Source organism: Variovorax sp. OK212 (assembly GCF_900112425.1).
Taxonomy (GTDB): Bacteria; Pseudomonadota; Gammaproteobacteria; order Burkholderiales; family Burkholderiaceae_C; genus Variovorax.
In genome coordinates, this window is sequence record NZ_FOLP01000014.1 from 56682 (window position 1) to 75936 (window position 19255).

Genomic DNA, 19255 nt, shown 5'->3' on the forward strand with positions numbered 1-19255 from the left:
AAGGTGCAACGCACCCAGGCGGCCCGCGCCGCCAGGTCAGCCGCGGTTCGGCGACGAGTTCACGGGGTAGGTGACGGCGGGCGCGGCGGCCGGGGCGGCCTGCGGCACTGGCAAGGCAGGCGGCGTGGGCGACGCAACGGCCGCTGGTGCTGCAAGTGCCGCGGGTGCCGCGGGTGCCGCAGGAGATTCGGCGGGCGCCTCGGCCTCGCTGTCCCCGTCCGGGCCTTCGAGGAAGCGGTCGAGCAGTGAGAAGAAGCGGTCGTAGAAGCGCTCGTCCGTCAGCGTCTCGCTGGCCACCTTCACCATCGCGTCGTCGCTGCCCGAGAACGGCAGCGAGAGCGAGCCGATCGCCCCCACGCCCAGGCTGGCCGAGTTGTTGACCTTCTTGATGCCGTAGCGGTCCTGCAGCGCGGTGGCGAAGGCCACGGTGCTCCTGGTCACCTTGCCGCCGCGGGTGCTCTCGAGCGCGCAGACGATGCGGAATTCGACCTCCACATGCACCTCGGCCGCCGGCTGGAAGCTCTTGCGCCCGGTCACCAGGTCGGCATTGGCCGCCGTGATCATGTAGCCCTGGCTCAGCAGCGCGCGGCGCGCGGCCTCGCAGGTCTGGGCCTCGGTGGCTTCGTAGTTGCGGGTGTGGGTGGTGGTCGAGCCGAAGGCCTCGGGCTCGTAGGTCACGCGGCGCGAACCGGTGCCGCAGCCGGCGAGCACGAGGGCGGACACCAGGCCCAGGAGCAGAACCGGGGCGCGAACGAAAGAGAAAGTAGAAGTGAGAGGCATGGTCGGCATGAGGCGGCGAATGCTAACCGGCGTCCCGCGCCGGCAAGGCTTCGAGCGCTCCCGCGCGCCGGCGTTCCCCGGCCCGCGAGATTTTCAGGACCAGGGCAGCAGGTGGTGCGCGCGCACCCGCGTCGCCGCGATCAGCCGCGCATTCGGCGCGTCGGTGCTGTCGACCCAGGCGCGCGCCGCTTCCGCGCTGCGGCCGAACTGCTGGTGACGGCGCACCAGGCGCTCTTCGCGCACCGCGTCGTCGATGTCCACGTACCAGACCTCGTCGAGCATCGCCGCCGCGCCGGCCCACGGGCCGACGTCGTGCAGCAGGTAATTGCCTTCGGTGATGACGAGCTGCGTGGTCGGCAGCACGGCAATGGCACCGGCGATCGGCTCCTCGATCTCGCGGCGGAATTCGGGCGCATAGACGATGTCGCCGTCCGGGCGCTGTTCGCGCAGGCGCTGCAGCAGCGAAACGTAGCCGGCACTGTCGAAGGTGTCGGGCGCGCCCTTGCGGGCGGCGCGGCCGAGCCGTTGCAGCTCGGCGTTGGCGAGGTGGAAGCCATCCATGGGGACGACCTGGGCGCGGTCACCCAGCATCGACTTCAGGGCGGCGGCCACCGTGGACTTGCCGGCACCCGGTGCGCCCACGAGGCCCAGCAGCTTGCGCCGCCCGTCGGCGAGCAGGTCCTGGATGCGGGTGTTCTCGACGGTGCCGACAGTGTTCATGGAGGTGAGCTCAGGAAAGGTGCCATTCGGGCAGGACTTCGCGGCGCTCGAGCCAGTCCGCAGGAATGCCTTGCGCGCCGACGAAACAAGCGACCACGCCGCCGACGATAGCGCACAAGGTGTCGCGATCACCGCCGGCACCGACTGCCAGCCACAGCGCATCCTGGTAGTTGTCCAGCGCCTGCCCGCAACACCACAGCGCGAAGGGCACGGTGTCCTGCGCCGACATCGCCATGCCGTTGCCGAGGACGGAAACGGGGAAGTCGAGCGAGGCGACCCGATCCATCGATTGCGCCCGGACCAGCCTGGAACGCACCTCACCCTGTGCAAGCTGCTCGACGATGCCGCCCAGGAACTGCGCGTGCGACGGACGCTGCCCGGCCATGCGGAACCGGCAAGCCTGCGCCGCGGCCAAGGCCACCGCCACCGCGCCGGCAATGCCTTCGGGATGCGCATGCGTGACCGCCGCCGAAAGGGCCGCCTGCTCGGCAACAGCCGCGCTGTCGTCCGCGAAGAAGGCGCCGATCGGCGCCGCGCGCATGGCGGCGCCGTTGCCGTAGGAGCCTTGCCCTTCGAAGGCGTCGTTGGTGACCGTGCGCCAATCCTCGCCCGCCCGAATGCGCGCGAGCACGCGGTGCATCGACGGCCCGTAGGCGCGTTCGTAGTCGTAATGCCGCGCGAGGCTGAGTGCGAGCGATGCCTGCTCGATCTCGCCTTGCCGCCCCAGTGCGGCGACGACCGAAAGAGACATCTCGGTGTCGTCGGTGTACAGCCAGGGTGCGTCCGGCAGCTGCCGTTCGACCCATCGCGCCTCGGAGGCGTTTTCGCGTTGAAAGAAGCATTGCCCGAACGCATCGCCGACGGAAAGTCCGTCGAGCGCCACCAGCGCGCGCTGAAGTCGCACGGAGGTCATTTCAGGATCGCGCGGAAGGTCAGGCTGATGCGCTCGCCCACACCGGCTGCCTTGGGAATCGCATGCAGCCACTCTTGCTGGACGGCATCCGACATGTACAGCAGGGAGCCGTGGGGCAGCGGGTAGTCGAAGCGGACGGCGCTGTCGGCCTTGCGGCGGTAAGCGATCGTCCGGGTGCTGCCGACAGATACGATGGCCACGCCGGTCCCGGGCGCCAGCGCCTCGCTGGAATCGGAGTGGAAGCCCATCGACGACGCGCCGTCCGCGTAGTGGTTCAGCAGGCAGTTGTTCGGGCGGAACCCGAGTGCGGCTTCGATCCGGCCGCACAGCGCTTCGAGCTCGGCGGGCATAGGCACCGGCTCGTAGGCGATCTGCGAGTAGTTGTAGGGCACGCCGAAGCTGGCTGTCTTGCGTGCCTTCATGCGCTCGTCCCACGTCACCGCGGCGCCGAGCCATTCGAAAAGGGCATCGGGCGACGCGACGAACGCGGGATCGAGATGAATGGGCGGGCTGTTCATGAGCCCGCAGGATACAAGGACCCCGGCGCGCTTCTTTCGCGCTTTTTCGCGCGATCTCCCTGGCTCAGGGGTACAGGCCGCGCTCCTGGCGCGCCATCAGGATGCGCTCGCACGCCACCGCATACGTCGCCGTGCGCAACGTGATCCTGTGCTTGTCCGCGGTGTCCCAGATCTGGTTGAGCGCATTCATCATGATGCGGTCCAGGCGCACGTTGATCTCGTCCTCGTCCCAGAAGAACGACGAGAAGTCCTGCACCCACTCGAAGTAGCTCACCGTCACGCCGCCGGCGTTGCAGATCACGTCGGGCACGACCAGCACGCCGCGCTCGGCGAGGATGTCGTCGGCCTGCGGCACGGTCGGGCCGTTGGCGCCTTCGAGCACCAGCTTGGCGGTGGTCTTCTGCGCGCGCTCGGCGGTGATCTGGCCTTCCAGCGCGGCCGGGATCAGGATGTCGCATTCGACGTTCCAGAAGTCCTCGTTCGGCACGATGTCGCCGCCGGCCTTGAAGGCGACCACGCCGTCCTTGTTGGCCACCGGGATCAGCTTGGCCAGGTCGAGGCCGTTGCTGTTGACGATGGTGCCGGTGTGGTCCTGCACCGCGACGATCTTCGCGCCCGCTTCCGCGAACAGCTCGGCCGCGACCGAGCCCACGTTGCCGAAGCCCTGCACGGCGATGCGCGCGCCGCGCAGGTCCATGCCCAGGCGCCGCGCCGCTTCACGGCCGGTGACGAACACGCCGCGGCCGGTGGCCTTCACGCGGCCCAGCGAGCCGCCCAGGTGCAGCGGCTTGCCGGTGACGACGCCGGTGGCGGTGCCGCCGGTGTTCATCGAATACGTGTCCATCATCCACGCCATGATCTGGCCGTTGGTGTTGACGTCGGGCGCGGGAATGTCGGTGTGCGGGCCGATGATGATGCCGATCTCGCTGGTGTAGCGGCGGGTGATCTTCTCGAGCTCGTTCTGCGACAGCTTCTTGGGGTCGACGCGGATGCCGCCCTTGGCGCCGCCGTAGGGCAGGTTCACCGCCGCGGTCTTGATGGTCATCCAGGCCGACAGGGCCATCACTTCCTCGAGCGTGACGTCGGGGTGGAAGCGCACGCCGCCCTTGCCCGGGCCGCGGCTCATGTTGTGCTGCACGCGGTAGCCCTCGTAGTGGGCGATGGTGCCGTCGTCCATCTCGATCGGCACGTCGACGATCAGCGCGCGCTTGGGGCGCTTCAGGGTTTCGACCCAGCGGGCCAGCGGGCCGAGGTACGGCACGACACGGTCGACCTGCGAGAGATACGTGCCCCACGGGCTGTTGGCGGTCGGGTTGACGAAGGAGAGTTTTTCGCTCATGAGAGATCCCTAGGTTGAACGGATGGCCGCAACGATAGACCTCTCGCGCGCGGCGCGCCATGGCTTATGCGCGCCGCGCTGGCGGTTATGCAAGAGAAGTTGGGACGCGGTGTTTCGGGTCACCGGGGCGGGTGTCTCAGCGGGTGTCGTGGCGGGTGTCGCGGCGCAGGTTGCGGCACATGACAAAACCGTCATCGGCGGGTTATCGATCCGGCGGATGCGCTTCGTAGAGTGGGCTCACCAACCAGGCACAGCCACCCACTTCAAGGAGTTCACGAATGACCCCGCAACCGTCCGCCGCCCGCCTTCTCGCCGCCGCCGCATTGGCAACCCTGCTGGGCGCCACCGCAGCGCCCAGCTTCGCCGGCAACTACGCCGAAGGCGATCCGCGCCCGGTGGCGACGACCTCGACGGCCACGCGCGCCGCCGTCGAGGCCGACGCCCGGCAGTGGCTGAAGGCCGCGCCCACGCAGGGCTACACCGACGGCATTTCGCAGCAGCCCGTCGTGGTCTCGGCCCACACGCGCGCCGCGGTGGCCGCCGACACCCGCCTGTGGATCCAGTCGGGCCTCGCGGCCAGGCAGAACGGCGAAGCCGGCGCGGACCCCGCGCAGCCAAGCTATCGCCAGGCGGCGGCCGACTACATGAACCGCCGGGCAGCGGCGCAGGCGCAAGCGCAAGCACAAACGGAAGCTCCAACGCCGAGCGTCATCCGCTGACGCGCAAAGGCCGGCCGCACGGTTTGTGCGCCTCGTCCGGCAAAGGGTAGGCCAAGGGCATTTCCTTGGTTCTATCTCCTATGGCCGTCCTCCATAGCCCGCATCTTCCGCCGCGATTCGATGATCGAGCCGGATAATCCTCCAATGCTCGACCTGGACCGCATCGATCTCCGGCTTCTGAAGATCCTTCAGGAAGACGGCCGCATCACCAACCTCAAGCTGGCCGAGGCGGTGGCGCTGTCGCCCACGGCGGTGCTGGCGCGGGTGCAGCGGCTCACGCGCGACGGGTTCATCCTCGGCTACGAGGCGCGGCTCGATCCGCACAAGCTCAGCCGCGGCTTCACGGTGTTCGTCGAGGTGCTGCTGGACCGCACCACGCCCAACGTGTTCGACCAGTTCAAGGCGGCCGTGCACGTGCGCGACGAGATCATGGAATGCCACATGGTCGCGGGCGGCTTCGACTACCTGCTCAAGACCCGCATGGCCGACATGGCCGCCTACCGCGAGTTCGCCGGCACGGTGCTGTGGCAGCTGCCCGGCGTGCGGGAGACGCGCACCTATGCGGTGATGGAAGAAGTGAAGAGCAGCGCGCGTCTGCCGCTGGGCATCTGACGGCGCACAGCCCTATTCAGGCCAGTCGGGCCGATCGGGCCGATCGGGGGATCAGGCCGGTTTGCGCGCCCGCCCGCCGAAGATCGCCGTGCCCACCCGCACCATCGTGCTGCCCGCGCTGATGGCCGCCTCGAGGTCGGCGCTCATGCCCAGCGAGAGCGTGTCGAGCGCGATACCCGCCTCGCCAATCGCCCGGTAGACCGCATGCGCGCGCAGGAACAGTTCGCGCTGCGCATCGAAGCTTTCGGCCGGTTCGGGGATGGCCATGAGCCCGCGCAGCCGAAGCTGTGGCAAAGCCGCCACAGCAAGCGCCAGCGCCACGGCCTCTTCCGGCGGCACGCCCGACTTGTTGGGGCCGCCGTCCACATTAACCTGAAGGCATACATTGAGCGGCGCCAGCTGCGCCGGCCGCTGGGCCGACAGACGCTCGGCGATCTTCAGCCGGTCGACGCTGTGGACCCAGTCGAACTGCTCGGCCACAGGCCGCGTCTTGTTGCTTTGCAAGGGGCCGATGCAGTGCCACTCGAGGGTGGCGCGCAGATCGGCCAGCGCCTCGATCTTGTCCAGCCCTTCCTGCACGTAGTTCTCGCCGAAGGCCGACTGGCCCGCCGCATGCGCCTCGCGCACGGCATCCGGGCCGAAGGTCTTGGACACCGCCAGCAGCCGCACCTCGCCCGGGTTGCGCCCGGCCGTTACACATGCCTTCGCGATCCGGTTGTTTACATGCTGGAGGTCGTCGCCAATCATCGTCATAATCGTCCAAAATCGTATCAAAACGTCACCGCACCCGAGCCGAGGAGCCCTGTGGACATCACCCAATTGCTGGCGTTCAGCGTCAAGAACAAAGCCTCCGACCTGCACCTTTCCGCAGGTCTTCCGCCCATGATCCGCGTCAACGGCGACGTGCGCCGCATCAACGTCGATGCGCTCGATCACAAGGGCGTGCACGCCATGGTGTACGACATCATGAGCGACACGCACCGCAAGCACTACGAAGAGTTCCTGGAGGTCGACTTCTCGTTCGAGATCGACGGCCTCGCGCGCTTCCGCGTGAACGCCTTCAACCAGGCGCGCGGCGCGGCCGCGGTGTTCCGGACCATTCCTTCGAAGATCCTGACGCTGGAGCAACTCAACGCGCCGAAGATTTTCGGCGAACTCGCGCTCAAGCCGCGCGGGCTGGTGCTGGTGACGGGCCCCACGGGCTCGGGCAAGTCGACCACGCTGGCGGCCATGGTGAACTACCTCAACGAAAACGAGTACGGCCACATCCTCACGGTGGAAGACCCGATCGAGTTCGTGCACGAGTCGAAGAAGTGCCTGATCAACCAGCGTGAAGTCGGCCCGATGACGCTGTCGTTCTCCAACGCGCTGCGCTCCGCGCTGCGCGAAGACCCGGACGCCATCCTGGTGGGCGAGTTGCGCGACCTGGAAACCATCCGCCTCGCGATGACCGCGGCCGAAACGGGCCACCTGGTGTTCGGCACGCTGCACACGTCGTCGGCCGCCAAGACCATCGACCGGATCATCGACGTGTTCCCGGGCGAGGAAAAGGAAATGATCCGCGCCATGCTGTCGGAGTCGCTCCAGGCGGTGATCTCGCAGACGCTGTGCAAGACCAAGGACGGCCAGGGCCGCGTGGCGGCGCACGAGATCATGCTGGGCACGCCGGCCATCCGCAACCTGATCCGCGAAGCCAAGGTGGCGCAGATGTACTCCACCATCCAGACCGGCCAGGGCCAGGGCATGCAGACGCTCGACCAGAACCTGACGGAACTGGTGCGCCGCAACACCATCTCGGCTGCCGAAGCCCGCGGCAAGGCAAAGATCCCAGAAAACTTCCCTGGCTGACCCAGCCCTCCGGAGCACCGACATCATGGAACGCGATCAAGCCAGCCAGTTCATCAACGACCTGCTCAAGCTCATGGTGAGCCGCAGCGGCAGCGACCTGTTCATCACGGCCGACTTTCCGCCCGCCATCAAGGTCGACGGCAAGGTCACCAAGGTGTCGCAGCAGGCGCTGGGCGCGCAGCACACGCTGGCGCTCACCCGCTCGGTCATGAACGACCGCCAGACGGCCGAGTTCGAGCGCACCAAGGAGTGCAACTTCGCAATCTCGCCCACCGGCATCGGCCGCTTCCGGGTGAACGCGTTCGTGCAGCAGGGCAAGGTCGGCATGGTGCTGCGGACCATTCCCGCCAAGCTGCCGACCATCGACGGCCTGGGCATGCCGCAGGTGCTGAAGGACGTGGCCATGACCAAGCGCGGCCTCACCATCATGGTGGGCGCCACGGGCTCGGGCAAATCGACCACGCTGGCGGCCATGATCGACTGGCGCAACGAGAACTCCTTCGGCCACATCGTGACGGTGGAAGACCCGGTCGAATTCGTGCACCCGCACAAGAACTGCGTGATCACCCAGCGCGAAGTGGGCATCGACACCGACAGCTGGGAAGCGGCGCTGAAGAACACGCTGCGCCAGGCGCCCGACGTGATCCTGATGGGCGAAATCCGCGATCGCGAGACCATGGAGCACGCCGTGGCCTTCGCCGAGACCGGTCACCTGTGCATGGCCACGCTGCACGCCAACAGCGCCAACCAGGCGCTGGACCGGATCATCAACTTCTTCCCCGAAGAGCGCCGCGCGCAGCTGCTGATGGACCTGTCGCTGAACCTGCGCTCGCTGGTGTCGCAGCGGCTGGTGCCCACCGAAGACGGCCAGGGCCGCGTGGCCGCCGTGGAAGTGCTGCTGAACACGCCGCTGATTTCCGACCTCATCTTCAAGGGCGAAGTGGGCGAGATCAAGGAAATCATGAAGAAGAGCCGCAACCTGGGCATGCAGACCTTCGACCAGGCGCTGTTCGACCTGTTCGAGGGCCACTCGATCAGCTTCGACGACGCCATCCGCAACGCCGACTCGGCGAACGACCTGCGCCTGCAGATCAAGCTGAACAGCCAGCGCGCGCGCAGCACCGACCTGTCGGCGGGCACGGAGCACTTCGCCATCGTCTGATCGGATCGCGCGGTGGCGTGATCAGTCGATCGTCTTCTGCCAGGCGGCGAACACCCCCGCCGCCAGCGCCAGCACCGCCATCGCGGTGAACCCGTCCAGCGAGGCCATGAAGGTGGCCTGCTGCTCGAGCGTGCGCCAGAGCGTGCCCAGCGCCATGGCATGCGCCTCGCCCGCCGCATGGCCCGCCGCAACGAAGCCGTGGGTCAATGAGTCCAGCGCCTGCATGAAGCTCGCGTTCGCCGGGTTGGCCGACTCGCTCAGCCGCACCTCGTGCAGTGCCAGCCGGTGCTGCTGCAGCGCGATCACGGTGGAGGTCGCGAACGAAATCGCGAGCTGCCGCACGAGGTTCTTCAGCCGGTAGCCGTGGGCGAACTCCTCGGCCGCGAAGGGCCTGAAGGTGAGGTTGGCCACCGGGAGCACCACGAACAGCATCAGCAACCCGCGCAGCAGCAGCGGCCCCAGCAGGGCCTCGCGCCCCACCTGCGGCGTGACCCGCGACAGCCACCACGCCGCCAGCGCCGCAATGCCGAAGCCGGTGACGATGAGCCACTTCTTGCGCGCCAGCCGCGCCGAGTACTTCAGGTACACGAACACCAGCAGCCCCGTGGCGAGCGACACCGCGCCCGTGAAGTAGCCGGTGCTGCCCACCGTGAAGCCCAGCCCGCCTTCCATCAGCCGCGGCAGCAGGTAGCTGAAGCCGGTCGACAGGTAGTAATAGACGACGTACAGCGCCAGCCCCACGCGAAAAGGCGCGCTGCGCAGCGCATGCAGCCGCACCAGCGGCGCCGGGTGCCGCCACTGCTGCCAGCCGAACCACGCGAGCCCGCCCACGCCGGCCAGCGTCAGCCCGATGAGCGCGGGCGAGCCCGTGAAGAGCTCGAAGTGCGAGCGCGTGAGCACCACCTGCAGCGCGGCCTGCGCGAGCGCGAACACCATGTACGCGACGTAGTGCGGCTCGGTGCGCTCGTGCGGCGCCACGTCGCCGATGTCGGGCAGCGTCCACAGCACCAGCAGGCCGATGAGCGCTGCCACCGGCGCGGTGCTGGCGAACAGCCAGCGCCAGTCGAAATTGGTGACAAGAAAAGCGCCCGCAATGGGCGCCAGCGCGCCGCCGAACACGATGAGCACCATGAACGCCTTCAGCGCCTTGGCGCGGCGCGCGGGCGCAATGCCGATCTGGATCAGGATGCGGCAGGCGCCCAGCATCGGCCCGACGAAGTAGCCCTGCACGGCACGCGCCGCGGTCAGCTGCATCGAGCTGTCGCACAGCGCCGCGCCCACGCCGCCCGCGGCGAAGGCGAACATGCAGATGGCCAGGTAGCGACGGTAGCCCAGCCGCTCGATCCACGCGTGCTGGTGAAGAATGCCGAGCACCGCGCCCAGCGCGTAGGCACTGGAGGCCCACACCAGCTCGTCGGGCGATGCGTTGACGCCGCCGGCGATGTAGCTGGCGAAGAAGGCGAACAGCGCGTTGTCGAAGTAGTCGATGGCCGTGACGAGGCCGATGGCCCAGGGCAGCAGCGCCACGGCGACGCTGCCGCCAGGATCGCGATGGCCGCGCCGGAGCCACGCCAGGGCCGGCGGGTTCATGGTGCCGGCCTCTCCTTGCGGCGCTGCTCCAGCGCCTCCTCCACCGGTTCGCCGGCCAGGCGGCGCTCCACGTAGCCGAGGTCGCGCCGCAGCTGCGCCTGCAGCGCCGCGGCTTCCTTGAGCTCGCGGCGCACCTGGGCCACGCGCGCGTCGAGCGTGCCGAGCTGTTCGCTCAGCGTTTCGCGCAAGGCCTTGAGCGAGGTGTTCGACAGCCGCGGACGGCCGCCGTCGGGCGGCGCTGCGTCCACCGGCTGCTGCAGCATGGCGGTGACGACCGTCAGCGAGAACCCCAATGAACGCATGCGCAGCGCGCGCGCCAGCTTGTCGAGGTCGGCCTGCTCGTACAGCCGGTAGCCGCCTTCGCTGCGCACCGGCACCACGATGCCCAGTTCCTCGTAGTACTTGAGCGTGCGCGGGGTCACGCCGAGCCGCGCCGCGGCATCGCGCACGGTGATGGTCCTGGCGGGGTTCACGGCGGTCATGGTGCGGCAAGTCTAGCCAAACATGTACGTGCACGTACAGGTTTGAGCCTATCGCACCTGTCGCGGAATGGCTTTAAGCTGTCGCCCCATGAGCAGCATCAACACCCGCACCTACGAATCCGTCCCGGCGCAGACCGTGGCCTTCCTCGGCCTCGGCGTCATGGGCGGCCCCATGGCCGGCCACCTGGCCAAGGCCGGCCACACCGTCACGGTCTACAACCGCTCGCCCGCCAAGGCACAGGCCTGGGCCGACGAGTTCGGCGCCCCCGGGCGCCATGCGCCCACGCCGCGCGAAGCCGCGGCCGGCGCGGACATCGTGTTCTGCTGCGTCGGCAACGACGACGACCTGCGCTCCGTGGTGCTGGGCGACGACGGCGCCTTCGCCGGCATGAAGAAGGGCGCGGCCTTCGTCGACCACACCACCGCTTCGGCCGACGTGGCCCGCGAGCTGGCGAAGGCGGCGCAGGCGCTGGGCATGCACTTCATCGACGCCCCCGTCTCGGGCGGCCAGGCCGGCGCGCAGAACGGCGCGCTCACCGTCATGTGCGGCGGCGACGCGGCCGTGTTCGAACGCATCAAGCCCGTGGCCATGGCGTTCTCGCGCGCGGTCACGCTGCTGGGCGAGAGCGGCGCCGGCCAGCTCGCCAAGATGGTCAACCAGATCGCCATCGCGGGCCTGGTGCAGGGCCTGTCGGAAGCCATCGCCTTCGGCCAGCGCGCCGGCCTCGACATGGAAGCCGTGCTGGGCGTCATCAGCAAGGGCGCGGCCCAGAGCTGGCAGATGGAAAACCGCGGCAAGACCATGATCGAAGGCAAGTTCGACTACGGTTTCGCGGTCGACTGGATGCGCAAGGACCTGGGCCTGGTGCTCGACGAAGCCAAGCGCAACGGCGCGCGCGTGCCGGTCACGGCGCTGGTCGACCAGTTCTACGCCGACGTGCAGCAGTCCGGCGGAAGGCGCTGGGACACCTCGAGCCTGATCACCCGGCTCAAATGAAAAAAGCCCGCTGATGCGGGCTTTTTCAGTTCAACGCCTTCAATACGGCGTCTTCAGCGGATCGGCGACGTGGTCGCGCCGCTCGCGGGCAGCGGCTCCATCGGCGGCAGCGGCACGCGCGACGAGGAGGAAGAAGAAGACGACGATGACGTCGACGGCGAGGCCGACGTCACCGGCGCCGGGCCCTGCCCGCCGCGCTGCGCGGCGGCCTGGTTCGCGGCCTGGCTGGCCGCCAGGTCGGCTTCGGACACCACCTCGACCACGCGCACCACCTTCACCACGCCCGACACGCCGCGCGTGATCTCGGTGGCGCGGTCGGTTTCGCGCCGCGTGGCGATGCCCATCAGGTAGACCGTGCCGCGCTCGGTCACCACCTTGAACGAGTTCGCGAAGATGTCCTTGGCGTCGAGCAGTGAGGCCTTGATCTTGCCGGTGACGTAGAGGTCGTTCGAGCGGTCCTGGAAGGTGCTCGAGGCGCCCACGGTGAGTTCGTTCACCACCGAGCGCACGTTCACGATGCGGCTCACCTCGTCCTCGACGCGGCGGCGGTCGGCATCGCTGCCCACGGCGCCGGTCAGCAGCACCTGGCGGTTGAAGCTGGTGACGCTCACGTACATGTTGTCGTTGGCGATGTCGCGCACGCGGGCCGCGGCGCGCAGCTCGATGCCCTGGTCGTCCAGCTGGGCGCCCGAGCTGCGGCGGTCGGTCGCCACCATGCCCACGCCCACCACCGCGGCGCCGCCCACCACGAGCGGCACGCAGGCCGAGAGGCCGGCGAGCAGTGCGGTGCCGAGGGTGAGTGCAATGGCGAAACGTTGGGTCGATGTCTTCGTCATGGTCTTCATGGTGATGAGGGTCATGGGGAAACTTCCTGTTCTCCGAGTAACTGGGCATCCACGCCGTCGCACAGGCAATGCAGCGCGAGCTGGTGGATTTCATGGATGCGCGCCGCACGCTCGTGCGGCACGCTGATCTGGACGTCGGTCTCGCGCAGCGCGCGGCCGATGGCACCGCCGGAACCGCTGCTGCCCGCGCCCGGCGCCGAAGCACCGGCGCTCGCATTGCCCAGCAGCGCGACCACGGTCATGTCGCGTTCGTGCGCGGCCGCCACGGCGGCCAGCACCGCGGCCGACTGGCCGCTGGCGCTCAGGGCCAGCAGCACGTCGCCGGCCTGGCCCAGCGCGCGCACCTGGCGGGCGAAGCGGTCGGCGTCCATGGAGGTGGCGCTGTCGGCGTTGGGGTCGGTGCTGTCGCCCGGCAGCGCAATGGCGCCGAGCTCGGGCCGCTCGCGTTCGAAACGGCCCACGAACTGCGAGGCGAACTGGGCCGCCAGCAGCCCCGACACGCCGGCGCCGCAGGCCAGCACCTTGCCGCCGCTGGTCACGCAGGCAAGGATCGCCTGCATCGCTTGAGAGATGGGTTTGCTGAGGACCGGTCCGGTCTGGTATTTGAGGTCGGCACTGTCGATGAAGTGCTGCTGAATCCGTTGCTCGAGCATGAGGCGGGATGATAACTGGGGGTTGTGAAACAAGACGTGTGAGTTGTGGAGCCTCGCGCAAGGCTTCAGTTCCCGGGAAGGGCCGCGTTGGCCCGCTTCAGCTCGCGTCGAACGCGGCCTGCAGCCAGGTGATTTTCTCCTCGACCAGCACCACGTCGAATCGACACGGCGGCACCGTGCGCAGCCGGCTCAGGTAATGCTGCGCGGCGAACACGATGCGCCGCTGCTTCGGCCCGGTGATGCTGCCGCCCGCGCCGCCGTGCGCGCCGGTGCTGCGCTGGCGCACCTCCACGAACACCAGCGTGCCGCCGGAAGAACCCCGCGGATCCCGCATGATCAGGTCGATCTCGCCGCCGCCGCGCCCGGGGGTCCGATAATTGCGCGCCAGCGGCACGAGGCCGGCGTCCTGCAGATGCGCGAGCGCGGCGTCCTCGGCCGCATCGCCGCGCCGCTTGGTGGTGGCGGCGGTACCGGTGGTCGTGCTGGTGGTCTTCATGGCTCCCTGCCTGCAATCTTCTTTTCGTTCTCTCGGAGAAACCTCTTGGCTTCACTCGCCCCTGCTTCTTTCGGCGCCGCCCTCGCGGCCGCGCACGACGCCGCGGGTGCGCAGCATTATCCGCAGGGCACCCTTTACGTGGTCGCCACGCCGATCGGCAACCTGGCCGACATCACGCTGCGCGCGCTGCATGTGCTGCAACTGGTCGACGCCATCGCCTGCGAGGACACGCGCCACACCCAGACCCTGCTGCGCGCCTACGGCATCGACCGGCCCGGCTCGCGCCTGCTCGCGGTGCACCAGCACAACGAGGCCGAGGCCGCGCAGACCGTGGTGGCGCGCCTTGCGCAGGGCGAGCGCATCGCCTACGTCAGCGACGCCGGCACGCCCGGCGTGAGCGACCCCGGCGCGCGTCTGGCCGCGGCCGTGCGCGCGGCCGGCCAGCGCGTGCTGCCGCTGCCGGGCGCCAGCGCCGTGACCACCCTGGTGGGCGCGGCCGGCCTGGTGGCCGACGGCGGCGACGGCAACGCCAGCAGCGCCTTCGTCTTCGCGGGCTTCCTGCCGAGCAAGGCCGGCGAGCGCGACACCGCCGTGCAGGCCCTGTCGCAGGAGCCGCGCGCCGTGGTGCTGCTGGAGGCGCCGCACCGCATCGAAACCCTGGCGCGCGCGCTGGCCACGCTGGGCGAGCGCCGCGTCACCGTGGGCCGCGAGCTCACCAAGCAGTTCGAGGAAATCGCGACCGTGGCGGCCAGCGCCCTGCCCGACTGGTTCGCCGCCGACCGCGACCGCACGCGCGGCGAGTTCGCGCTGGTGCTGCATCCCGTGGCGGTGAGTGGCAACGACGGTGCCGAAGGCGAGCGCGTGCTGCGCCTGCTGCTGGCCGAGTTGCCCGTGAAAACGGCCGTGAAGCTGGCCGCCGAGATCAGCGGCGCGCCGCGCAACACGCTGTACGAAACCGCGCTGCGCATCCGCAACGGCGCCGACGAAGAAAGCTAGCCCGACAGGAATTCGGGCGGCACGGCGTCGGTCAGCCACACGCCGTTTTCCGCGCGATGGAACGCGTGGCCCAGCGCATGCATGCGGGCCGCGTCGACTTGCAGCACATGCGCCTTGCCATGGCGCTGCCCGACCTGCACCGCGGTCGCTTCTTCGGCGGACAGGTGCACATGCTGGCGTGATCCCGGCTTCAGGCCCTGTTCGCGGATCGCATCGAGAAAGCGCGTCGCGGTGCCGTGAAAAAGCACGGCCGGCGGCACCACTGCCTCGAAGCTGCGGCTGACCTGCGGCGTCGAATGGCCCTGCAGCGCGCGAATGCGCTGCCCGTCGCCCGACAGCTCGTAGCGCTTCTTGGTGCCCGAATCGACCGCGCGCACGACGTCCGCCCGCGCCAGCTCGCGTCCCCCGGCCACCGCGCCCGCCACCAGCGCGTCGATGCCGGCCCAGCCCTGCGCGTCGAGCCGCAGCCCGATGGACTCCGGCGCGTGCCGCAGCACATAGGCGATGAACTTGCTCGTGTCTTCGGGTGTCATGTCGTCTTCCAGTGATCGGCGTGCGCCAGCAGCGCGTTCCACAGGCGCTGCACATGCGCGGACGGAGGCCGGTCGGCCGCGTGGAACACGTGGTATTCGAGCGGCGGATAGCCCTGCAGCGGCACCGCCGCCAGCCCCTTCGGAATGCGGCAGCAGGCGTTGACCACCGTCAGGCCGAAACCCAGCTGGGCGAAGCGCAGCATCAGCTCCCAGCCATTGGCCTCGAGCGACGGCTGCCACGGCACCGACTCGGCCTGCAGCAGCCGCCCGAGCAACTCGCGGTGTGGCCGTCCCGCCGGCGGCACGATCAGTTGCGCGCCCTTCAGGTCGCGCAGGCGCACCGCCTTGCGCGACGCCAGCGCGTGCGTGCGCGGCACCACCAGCACCTGCCCGACCACCGTGAGGCGCACCGCATGCAGGTCCGCCGGCACCGTGCCCAGCGGCGCAATGCCCAGCTGCGCCTGGCCCGCGCGCACCGCCTGGATGGCCTCGTCGCGGTTGCGCGTGAGCAGCTGCAGGTGCGGCGAGGCGCCCGGCCCCGAGAACTGCGACAGCGCCTTGCCCAGCAGGTACAGGTAAGCGCCCTCGCCCGCCGCCAGCGTGACGACGGGCGTGTCCTGCCCCTCGGCCAGCCCCTTCGTGAAGCGCTGGTTGAGCAGCAACAGCTCCCGCGCATGCCGCGCGACCTGCTCGCCCGCACGCGTGAGTTCGAGCGCGCTGCCCACGCGCATGTACAGCTTGGCGTCGAGCTGCTCCGACAGCTTGCGCACCTTGGCGTGCAGCGCCGGCTGGCTGATGTGCAGCAGGCGCGCCGATTCGCTGAAGTTCAGCGTGTCGGCGAACACGCCGAACGACTGCAGCGCGTCGAGGTTGGTGCGTGGAATGTGTGGAACGTCCATCTATCCATTTTATGGATAGCACATCCAATATCAGTAGTTCCCGATGATGGCCTTCGTTTCTACGATCCGGCTGCATCAACACACGAGGAACAAGAAATGAAGAACAAGCCATCCATCCCCCGCCTGGGCATCGACATCGGCCGCGTGCTCATCGCCGCCGAACGCGCCGACGGCGCCGACACCGCGTTCATCGGCGGCTCGCTGCAGGACGCGCTCGACACCCCGCCCTACGAAGGCATGTTCGAGGCCGTGGCGCCGCTGGTCGACAAGTTCGAAGGCCGCGTGTGGCTGGTGTCGAAGTGCGGGCCCAGCGTGCAGGCCAAGAGCCGCGCATGGCTTCGGCACCACCGCTTCTTCGAGCGCACCGGCATGGCGCCCGACAACCTGCGCTTCTGCCTGCAGCGGCCGCAGAAGGCCGACCACTGTCGGCAGCTGCACATCACGCACTTCATCGACGACCGCACCGACGTGCTGCACCACCTCGAAGGCGTCGTTCCGCACCGCTACCTGTTCGGCCCGCAGCGCAAGCCGGTGACGGTCGAAGGGCTGGTGCTGCTGCCGGCGTGGAAAGACGCGGCGGCACTGGTCGCGTGAAGGGCCGCGCGGCTAGCCGTCGAGCTCGGCGTAGCGCCTGAAGATGCCGTCTTCGTTGAACGCGATGCGCCGCGGGCTCTGCAGGTAGTCGCGCACGCGCTGGCGGCGCTTGATGTTGTCGTGCAGCTTCTCCACCGCCGGCGTGGCGGCCAGCGCCCGCGCGGTGGCCTTGGGAAAGGCGTAGTGCAACCCGTCGGCCAGCTGGAACAGCGACAGGTCCGCATAGGTCAGCGTGTCGCCCACCAGGTGCAGGCTGCCCGCGGGGTTGCGCTGCAGGATGCGTTCGAACCAGTTCAGGAACTTCGGAATGCGCTCGTCGCGAAAGGCCTTCGCGCGCTGCTCGGCGGCCTCGCGCTGGTCTTCGTAGTAGGCGCCGGTGGAAATCGGGTGGTGCGTGTCGTGCGCCTCGGCCACCGCATCGGCAATGGTCAGTTGCAGCTGGTGCGTCCACAGCCCGTCGGACTCGCCCACGCCCGCCAGCCCGAGCCGCGGCCCCAGGTACAGCAGGATCGCGGCGGTCTGCCCGACCACGACGTCGCCGTCCACCAGGAACGGCGGCGCGAACGCCGGGCGCGCGTTGTTCGGGTCGTCCAGCCGCTCGCCCAGCGCGGACCCGCCGCCGCCCTTGGACTCGGGCAGGCGCGCCACGTCGACGTAGTCGGCGCCGGCCGCTTCGAGCGCGAGCCGCACGAATTCGCCTCGGCCCTGGATGGTGGGCCAGTAATGGAGTTGGTATGGCATGCGTCCATGGTGTCAGGCTCGGCGCGGCGCCGCAACAGGCCGGGCCCAAGAGCCGAACTTGGCCTACGCGCTCAGCGCAGCGCCATGCCCGCCAGCACCAGCGCGAGCAGCGCGATGTAGCCCCAGGCGTGCACGCGGTGCGGCATGCGGCCGATGAGCGGCGCCGCGGCGCGCACGCCCACCAGCGAGCCGGCCACCAGCGCGGCGAACGCGGGCACGTCGACATAGCCGATGTGCCAGCCCTCGAGCGTCGAGGTGGCGCGCCACGCCAGCGCCATGTAGGTGGCCGTGCCCGCCACGGCGATGGGCAGCGACAGCGGGTTGGCCATGGCGGTGGCGCGCGTCATGTCGATCCCGCGGCGGCGCATCAGCGGCACCGTCATCACGCTGCCGCCCACGCCGAGGAAGGCCGCGACCAGCCCGATGAAGAAGCTGCCGACAGTGGCCACTGTGCGCGACAGCGGGCGCACCACGGCCGCTGCGTCGTGCGTCATGAAGCCGGGGCGAAACAGGCAGTCGAGGATGGTCAGGCCCAGGTAGGCGATGAAGGCCCAGCGCACGAACTCGCCGTTGGCGGCCACGGCCATCGCCGCGCCCACCACGGCGCCGATGCCGATGCAGCCCAGCAGCGGGCGGATCAGCGCCCAGTCGATCGTGCCGGCGCGCTGGTGGCGCCGCGTGGCGAGCAGCGCGCTGACGATCATCACGCAGGTGGACGTGGCCACGGCGATGTGCATGGCGGACCGGCCCACCGCGCTGTCGGCGCCGTGCGCGAGGACCAATGCGCGGTACAGCAAGGGCACCACGACGAAGCCGCCACCGAAGCCGAACAGCACGGTGGTGACGCCCGCCAGCCCGCCGAAAGCCGCGAGCACGAGATAGATCGACACGAAGGAACTCCAGGAAGCGTTGAAGGAAGGCCTTGACGATAGGCCCCGGCCGCCTGGCGCGCTTGCGCATGTTCGACAATGATGTCTTCATTTCGGCCAACCCCGCAGCGTTCCCCACAGCCAGCCTTTTTGCGATGCGCAACATCTCCATCGACACCGTCGACGCCGTCGACCGCCCGGTGCTGGCCATCGGCACCGACTACCCGCCGGGCCATCTGCTGCCCACGCACAGCCACCGCCGCGCGCAGTTTCTCTACGGTGCCACGGGCGTGATGGAGGTCGGCTCCGACGACGGCGCGTGGGTGGTGCCGCCGCAACGCGGCGTGTGGATTCCGGCCGGCAAGCCGCACCGCGTGCGCATGCTGGGCGTGAGCACGCGCAGCCTCTACATCGAGCCGCGCGCCGTGCCGCGCCAGGGCGACCAGTGCCAGGTGCTCAACGTGTCGCCGCTGCTGCGCCAGTTGCTGATGGAGGCGGTCGACCTGCCGGCGGCCTACGACAGGCAGGGCCGCGACGGCGTGCTGATGCGCCTGGTGCTGCACGAGCTGGCCCGCGCCGAGGTGCTGCCGCTGCACGTGCCGCTGCCGCGCGACGCGGCGCTGGCCACGCTGTGCGTGGACTTTCTTCGCCAACCCGACGTGCATGCGGCGCCCTCTGCGTGGGCCGCCCGGCTCCACGTGAGCGAGCGCACCTTCAACCGGCGCTTCAGCCTGGAGACCGGCATGTCCTTCGGCAAGTGGCGCCAGCGGGCCTGCGTGCTGGTGGCGCTGTCGCGGCTGGCCGCGGGCGAGCCGGTGACGGCGGTGGCGCTGGACATGGGCTACGACAGCCCGGGCGCGTTCTCGACCATGTTCCGCAGGACGCTGGGGCGGCCTCCGTCGCATTTCGCGATGGCGTAGGCGCGGGAGCAGGCACGGGAACAAGCGCG

Annotated in this window: 23 protein-coding genes; 8 read left to right on the forward strand and 15 right to left on the reverse strand. The window is 69.4% G+C overall.

Annotated features, from left to right (window positions below):
- Positions 1–36: 36 nt before the first annotated feature.
- The 5 genes from BM004_RS29330 to BM004_RS29350 form a co-directional block, all read right to left on the reverse strand.
- Positions 37–780: a DUF2242 domain-containing protein gene (locus tag BM004_RS29330; protein WP_371270970.1), complete on the reverse strand. Its 744-nt coding sequence runs from the start codon at positions 778–780 to the stop codon at positions 37–39.
- Between the two features lie 93 nt (positions 781–873).
- Positions 874–1500: a nucleoside/nucleotide kinase family protein gene (locus BM004_RS29335; protein WP_093218741.1), complete on the reverse strand. Its 627-nt coding sequence runs from the start codon at positions 1498–1500 to the stop codon at positions 874–876.
- A 10-nt stretch (positions 1501–1510) separates the two neighbouring features.
- Positions 1511–2413 (reverse strand): ADP-ribosylglycohydrolase family protein, encoded by a 903-nt coding sequence (locus tag BM004_RS29340; RefSeq protein ID WP_093218742.1) that lies wholly within the window; start codon positions 2411–2413, stop codon positions 1511–1513.
- The gene (locus BM004_RS29345) at positions 2410–2931 is read right to left on the reverse strand and encodes an alpha-ketoglutarate-dependent dioxygenase AlkB family protein (protein WP_093132787.1); all 522 of its coding nucleotides are present in this window, start codon (positions 2929–2931) and stop codon (positions 2410–2412) included. The genes BM004_RS29340 and BM004_RS29345 overlap by 4 nt, the downstream gene beginning before the upstream one ends.
- Before the next feature lie 64 nt (positions 2932–2995).
- Entirely contained in the window at positions 2996–4270 is a 1275-nt protein-coding gene (locus BM004_RS29350) for a Glu/Leu/Phe/Val family dehydrogenase (RefSeq protein WP_093132785.1), read from the reverse strand.
- A 278-nt stretch (positions 4271–4548) separates the two neighbouring features.
- Here BM004_RS29350 and BM004_RS29355 point away from each other — a divergent pair, with 278 nt between their 5' ends.
- Together BM004_RS29355 and BM004_RS29360 are read left to right on the forward strand one after the other, a co-directional pair.
- Entirely contained in the window at positions 4549–4989 is a 441-nt protein-coding gene (locus BM004_RS29355) for a hypothetical protein (RefSeq protein WP_093334563.1), read from the forward strand.
- A gap of 144 nt (positions 4990–5133) precedes the next feature.
- Positions 5134–5601 (forward strand): Lrp/AsnC ligand binding domain-containing protein, encoded by a 468-nt coding sequence (locus tag BM004_RS29360; RefSeq protein WP_093132781.1) that lies wholly within the window; start codon positions 5134–5136, stop codon positions 5599–5601.
- Between the two features lie 51 nt (positions 5602–5652).
- On the opposite strand, the gene BM004_RS29365 is transcribed toward BM004_RS29360, so the two are convergent.
- Positions 5653–6354 carry a YggS family pyridoxal phosphate-dependent enzyme gene (locus BM004_RS29365; RefSeq protein ID WP_093218745.1) on the reverse strand — a complete coding sequence of 234 codons (702 nt, stop codon included), beginning with the start codon at positions 6352–6354 and terminating at the stop codon, positions 5653–5655.
- Positions 6355–6405: 51 nt separating this feature from the next.
- Between BM004_RS29365 and BM004_RS29370 the strand changes: the two genes are divergently transcribed.
- Both BM004_RS29370 and BM004_RS29375 read left to right on the forward strand, forming a co-directional pair.
- The gene (locus BM004_RS29370) at positions 6406–7449 is read left to right on the forward strand and encodes a type IV pilus twitching motility protein PilT (RefSeq protein ID WP_093132776.1); all 1044 of its coding nucleotides are present in this window, start codon (positions 6406–6408) and stop codon (positions 7447–7449) included.
- A gap of 25 nt (positions 7450–7474) precedes the next feature.
- The gene (locus tag BM004_RS29375) at positions 7475–8611 is read left to right on the forward strand and encodes a PilT/PilU family type 4a pilus ATPase (RefSeq protein WP_093218747.1); all 1137 of its coding nucleotides are present in this window, start codon (positions 7475–7477) and stop codon (positions 8609–8611) included.
- A gap of 21 nt (positions 8612–8632) precedes the next feature.
- Here BM004_RS29375 and BM004_RS29380 read toward each other — a convergent pair whose 3' ends face one another.
- The gene (locus tag BM004_RS29380) at positions 8633–10201 is read right to left on the reverse strand and encodes an MFS transporter (protein WP_093218748.1); all 1569 of its coding nucleotides are present in this window, start codon (positions 10199–10201) and stop codon (positions 8633–8635) included.
- Positions 10198–10683 carry a MerR family transcriptional regulator gene (locus BM004_RS29385; protein WP_093218750.1) on the reverse strand — a complete coding sequence of 162 codons (486 nt, stop codon included), beginning with the start codon at positions 10681–10683 and terminating at the stop codon, positions 10198–10200. The genes BM004_RS29380 and BM004_RS29385 overlap by 4 nt, the downstream gene beginning before the upstream one ends.
- Positions 10684–10771: 88 nt before the next feature.
- Between BM004_RS29385 and BM004_RS29390 the strand changes: the two genes are divergently transcribed.
- Positions 10772–11680, forward strand: coding sequence for an NAD(P)-dependent oxidoreductase (locus BM004_RS29390; protein WP_093218751.1), 909 nt, complete (start codon positions 10772–10774; stop codon positions 11678–11680).
- 53 nt (positions 11681–11733) lie between these two features.
- On the opposite strand, the gene BM004_RS29395 is transcribed toward BM004_RS29390, so the two are convergent.
- The 3 genes from BM004_RS29395 to BM004_RS29405 all read right to left on the reverse strand — a co-directional run bounded on the left by BM004_RS29395 (position 11734) and on the right by BM004_RS29405 (position 13674).
- Positions 11734–12531 carry a BON domain-containing protein gene (locus BM004_RS29395; RefSeq protein WP_177206641.1) on the reverse strand — a complete coding sequence of 266 codons (798 nt, stop codon included), beginning with the start codon at positions 12529–12531 and terminating at the stop codon, positions 11734–11736.
- Positions 12532–12536: 5 nt separating this feature from the next.
- Positions 12537–13178, reverse strand: coding sequence for an SIS domain-containing protein (locus BM004_RS29400; protein ID WP_093218753.1), 642 nt, complete (start codon positions 13176–13178; stop codon positions 12537–12539).
- 97 nt (positions 13179–13275) lie between these two features.
- Positions 13276–13674 (reverse strand): YraN family protein, encoded by a 399-nt coding sequence (locus BM004_RS29405; protein ID WP_093218754.1) that lies wholly within the window; start codon positions 13672–13674, stop codon positions 13276–13278.
- Positions 13675–13719: 45 nt separating this feature from the next.
- Between BM004_RS29405 and rsmI the strand changes: the two genes are divergently transcribed.
- A complete protein-coding gene (rsmI, locus tag BM004_RS29410; protein ID WP_093218756.1) occupies positions 13720–14670 on the forward strand; it encodes a 16S rRNA (cytidine(1402)-2'-O)-methyltransferase in 951 nt (316 codons plus the stop codon).
- Here the strand turns inward: rsmI and BM004_RS29415 are convergent.
- Together BM004_RS29415 and BM004_RS29420 are read right to left on the reverse strand one after the other, a co-directional pair.
- Positions 14667–15203, reverse strand: a complete 537-nt coding sequence (locus BM004_RS29415) for an RNA 2'-phosphotransferase (protein WP_093218757.1) — start codon at positions 15201–15203, stop codon at positions 14667–14669. The genes rsmI and BM004_RS29415 overlap by 4 nt on opposite strands.
- Positions 15200–16102, reverse strand: a complete 903-nt coding sequence (locus BM004_RS29420; RefSeq protein WP_093218759.1) for a LysR family transcriptional regulator — start codon at positions 16100–16102, stop codon at positions 15200–15202. The genes BM004_RS29415 and BM004_RS29420 overlap by 4 nt, the downstream gene beginning before the upstream one ends.
- Positions 16103–16198: 96 nt before the next feature.
- Here BM004_RS29420 and BM004_RS29425 point away from each other — a divergent pair, with 96 nt between their 5' ends.
- Positions 16199–16696 (forward strand): hypothetical protein, encoded by a 498-nt coding sequence (locus tag BM004_RS29425; protein ID WP_093218761.1) that lies wholly within the window; start codon positions 16199–16201, stop codon positions 16694–16696.
- 12 nt (positions 16697–16708) lie between these two features.
- Here BM004_RS29425 and BM004_RS29430 read toward each other — a convergent pair whose 3' ends face one another.
- Both BM004_RS29430 and BM004_RS29435 read right to left on the reverse strand, forming a co-directional pair.
- The gene (locus BM004_RS29430) at positions 16709–17437 is read right to left on the reverse strand and encodes a glutathione S-transferase (protein ID WP_093218762.1); all 729 of its coding nucleotides are present in this window, start codon (positions 17435–17437) and stop codon (positions 16709–16711) included.
- Positions 17438–17508: 71 nt separating this feature from the next.
- Entirely contained in the window at positions 17509–18327 is an 819-nt protein-coding gene (locus BM004_RS29435) for a sulfite exporter TauE/SafE family protein (protein WP_093218764.1), read from the reverse strand.
- A 134-nt stretch (positions 18328–18461) separates the two neighbouring features.
- Here BM004_RS29435 and BM004_RS29440 point away from each other — a divergent pair, with 134 nt between their 5' ends.
- Entirely contained in the window at positions 18462–19226 is a 765-nt protein-coding gene (locus tag BM004_RS29440) for an AraC family transcriptional regulator (RefSeq protein ID WP_093132729.1), read from the forward strand.
- Positions 19227–19255 lie beyond the last annotated feature (29 nt).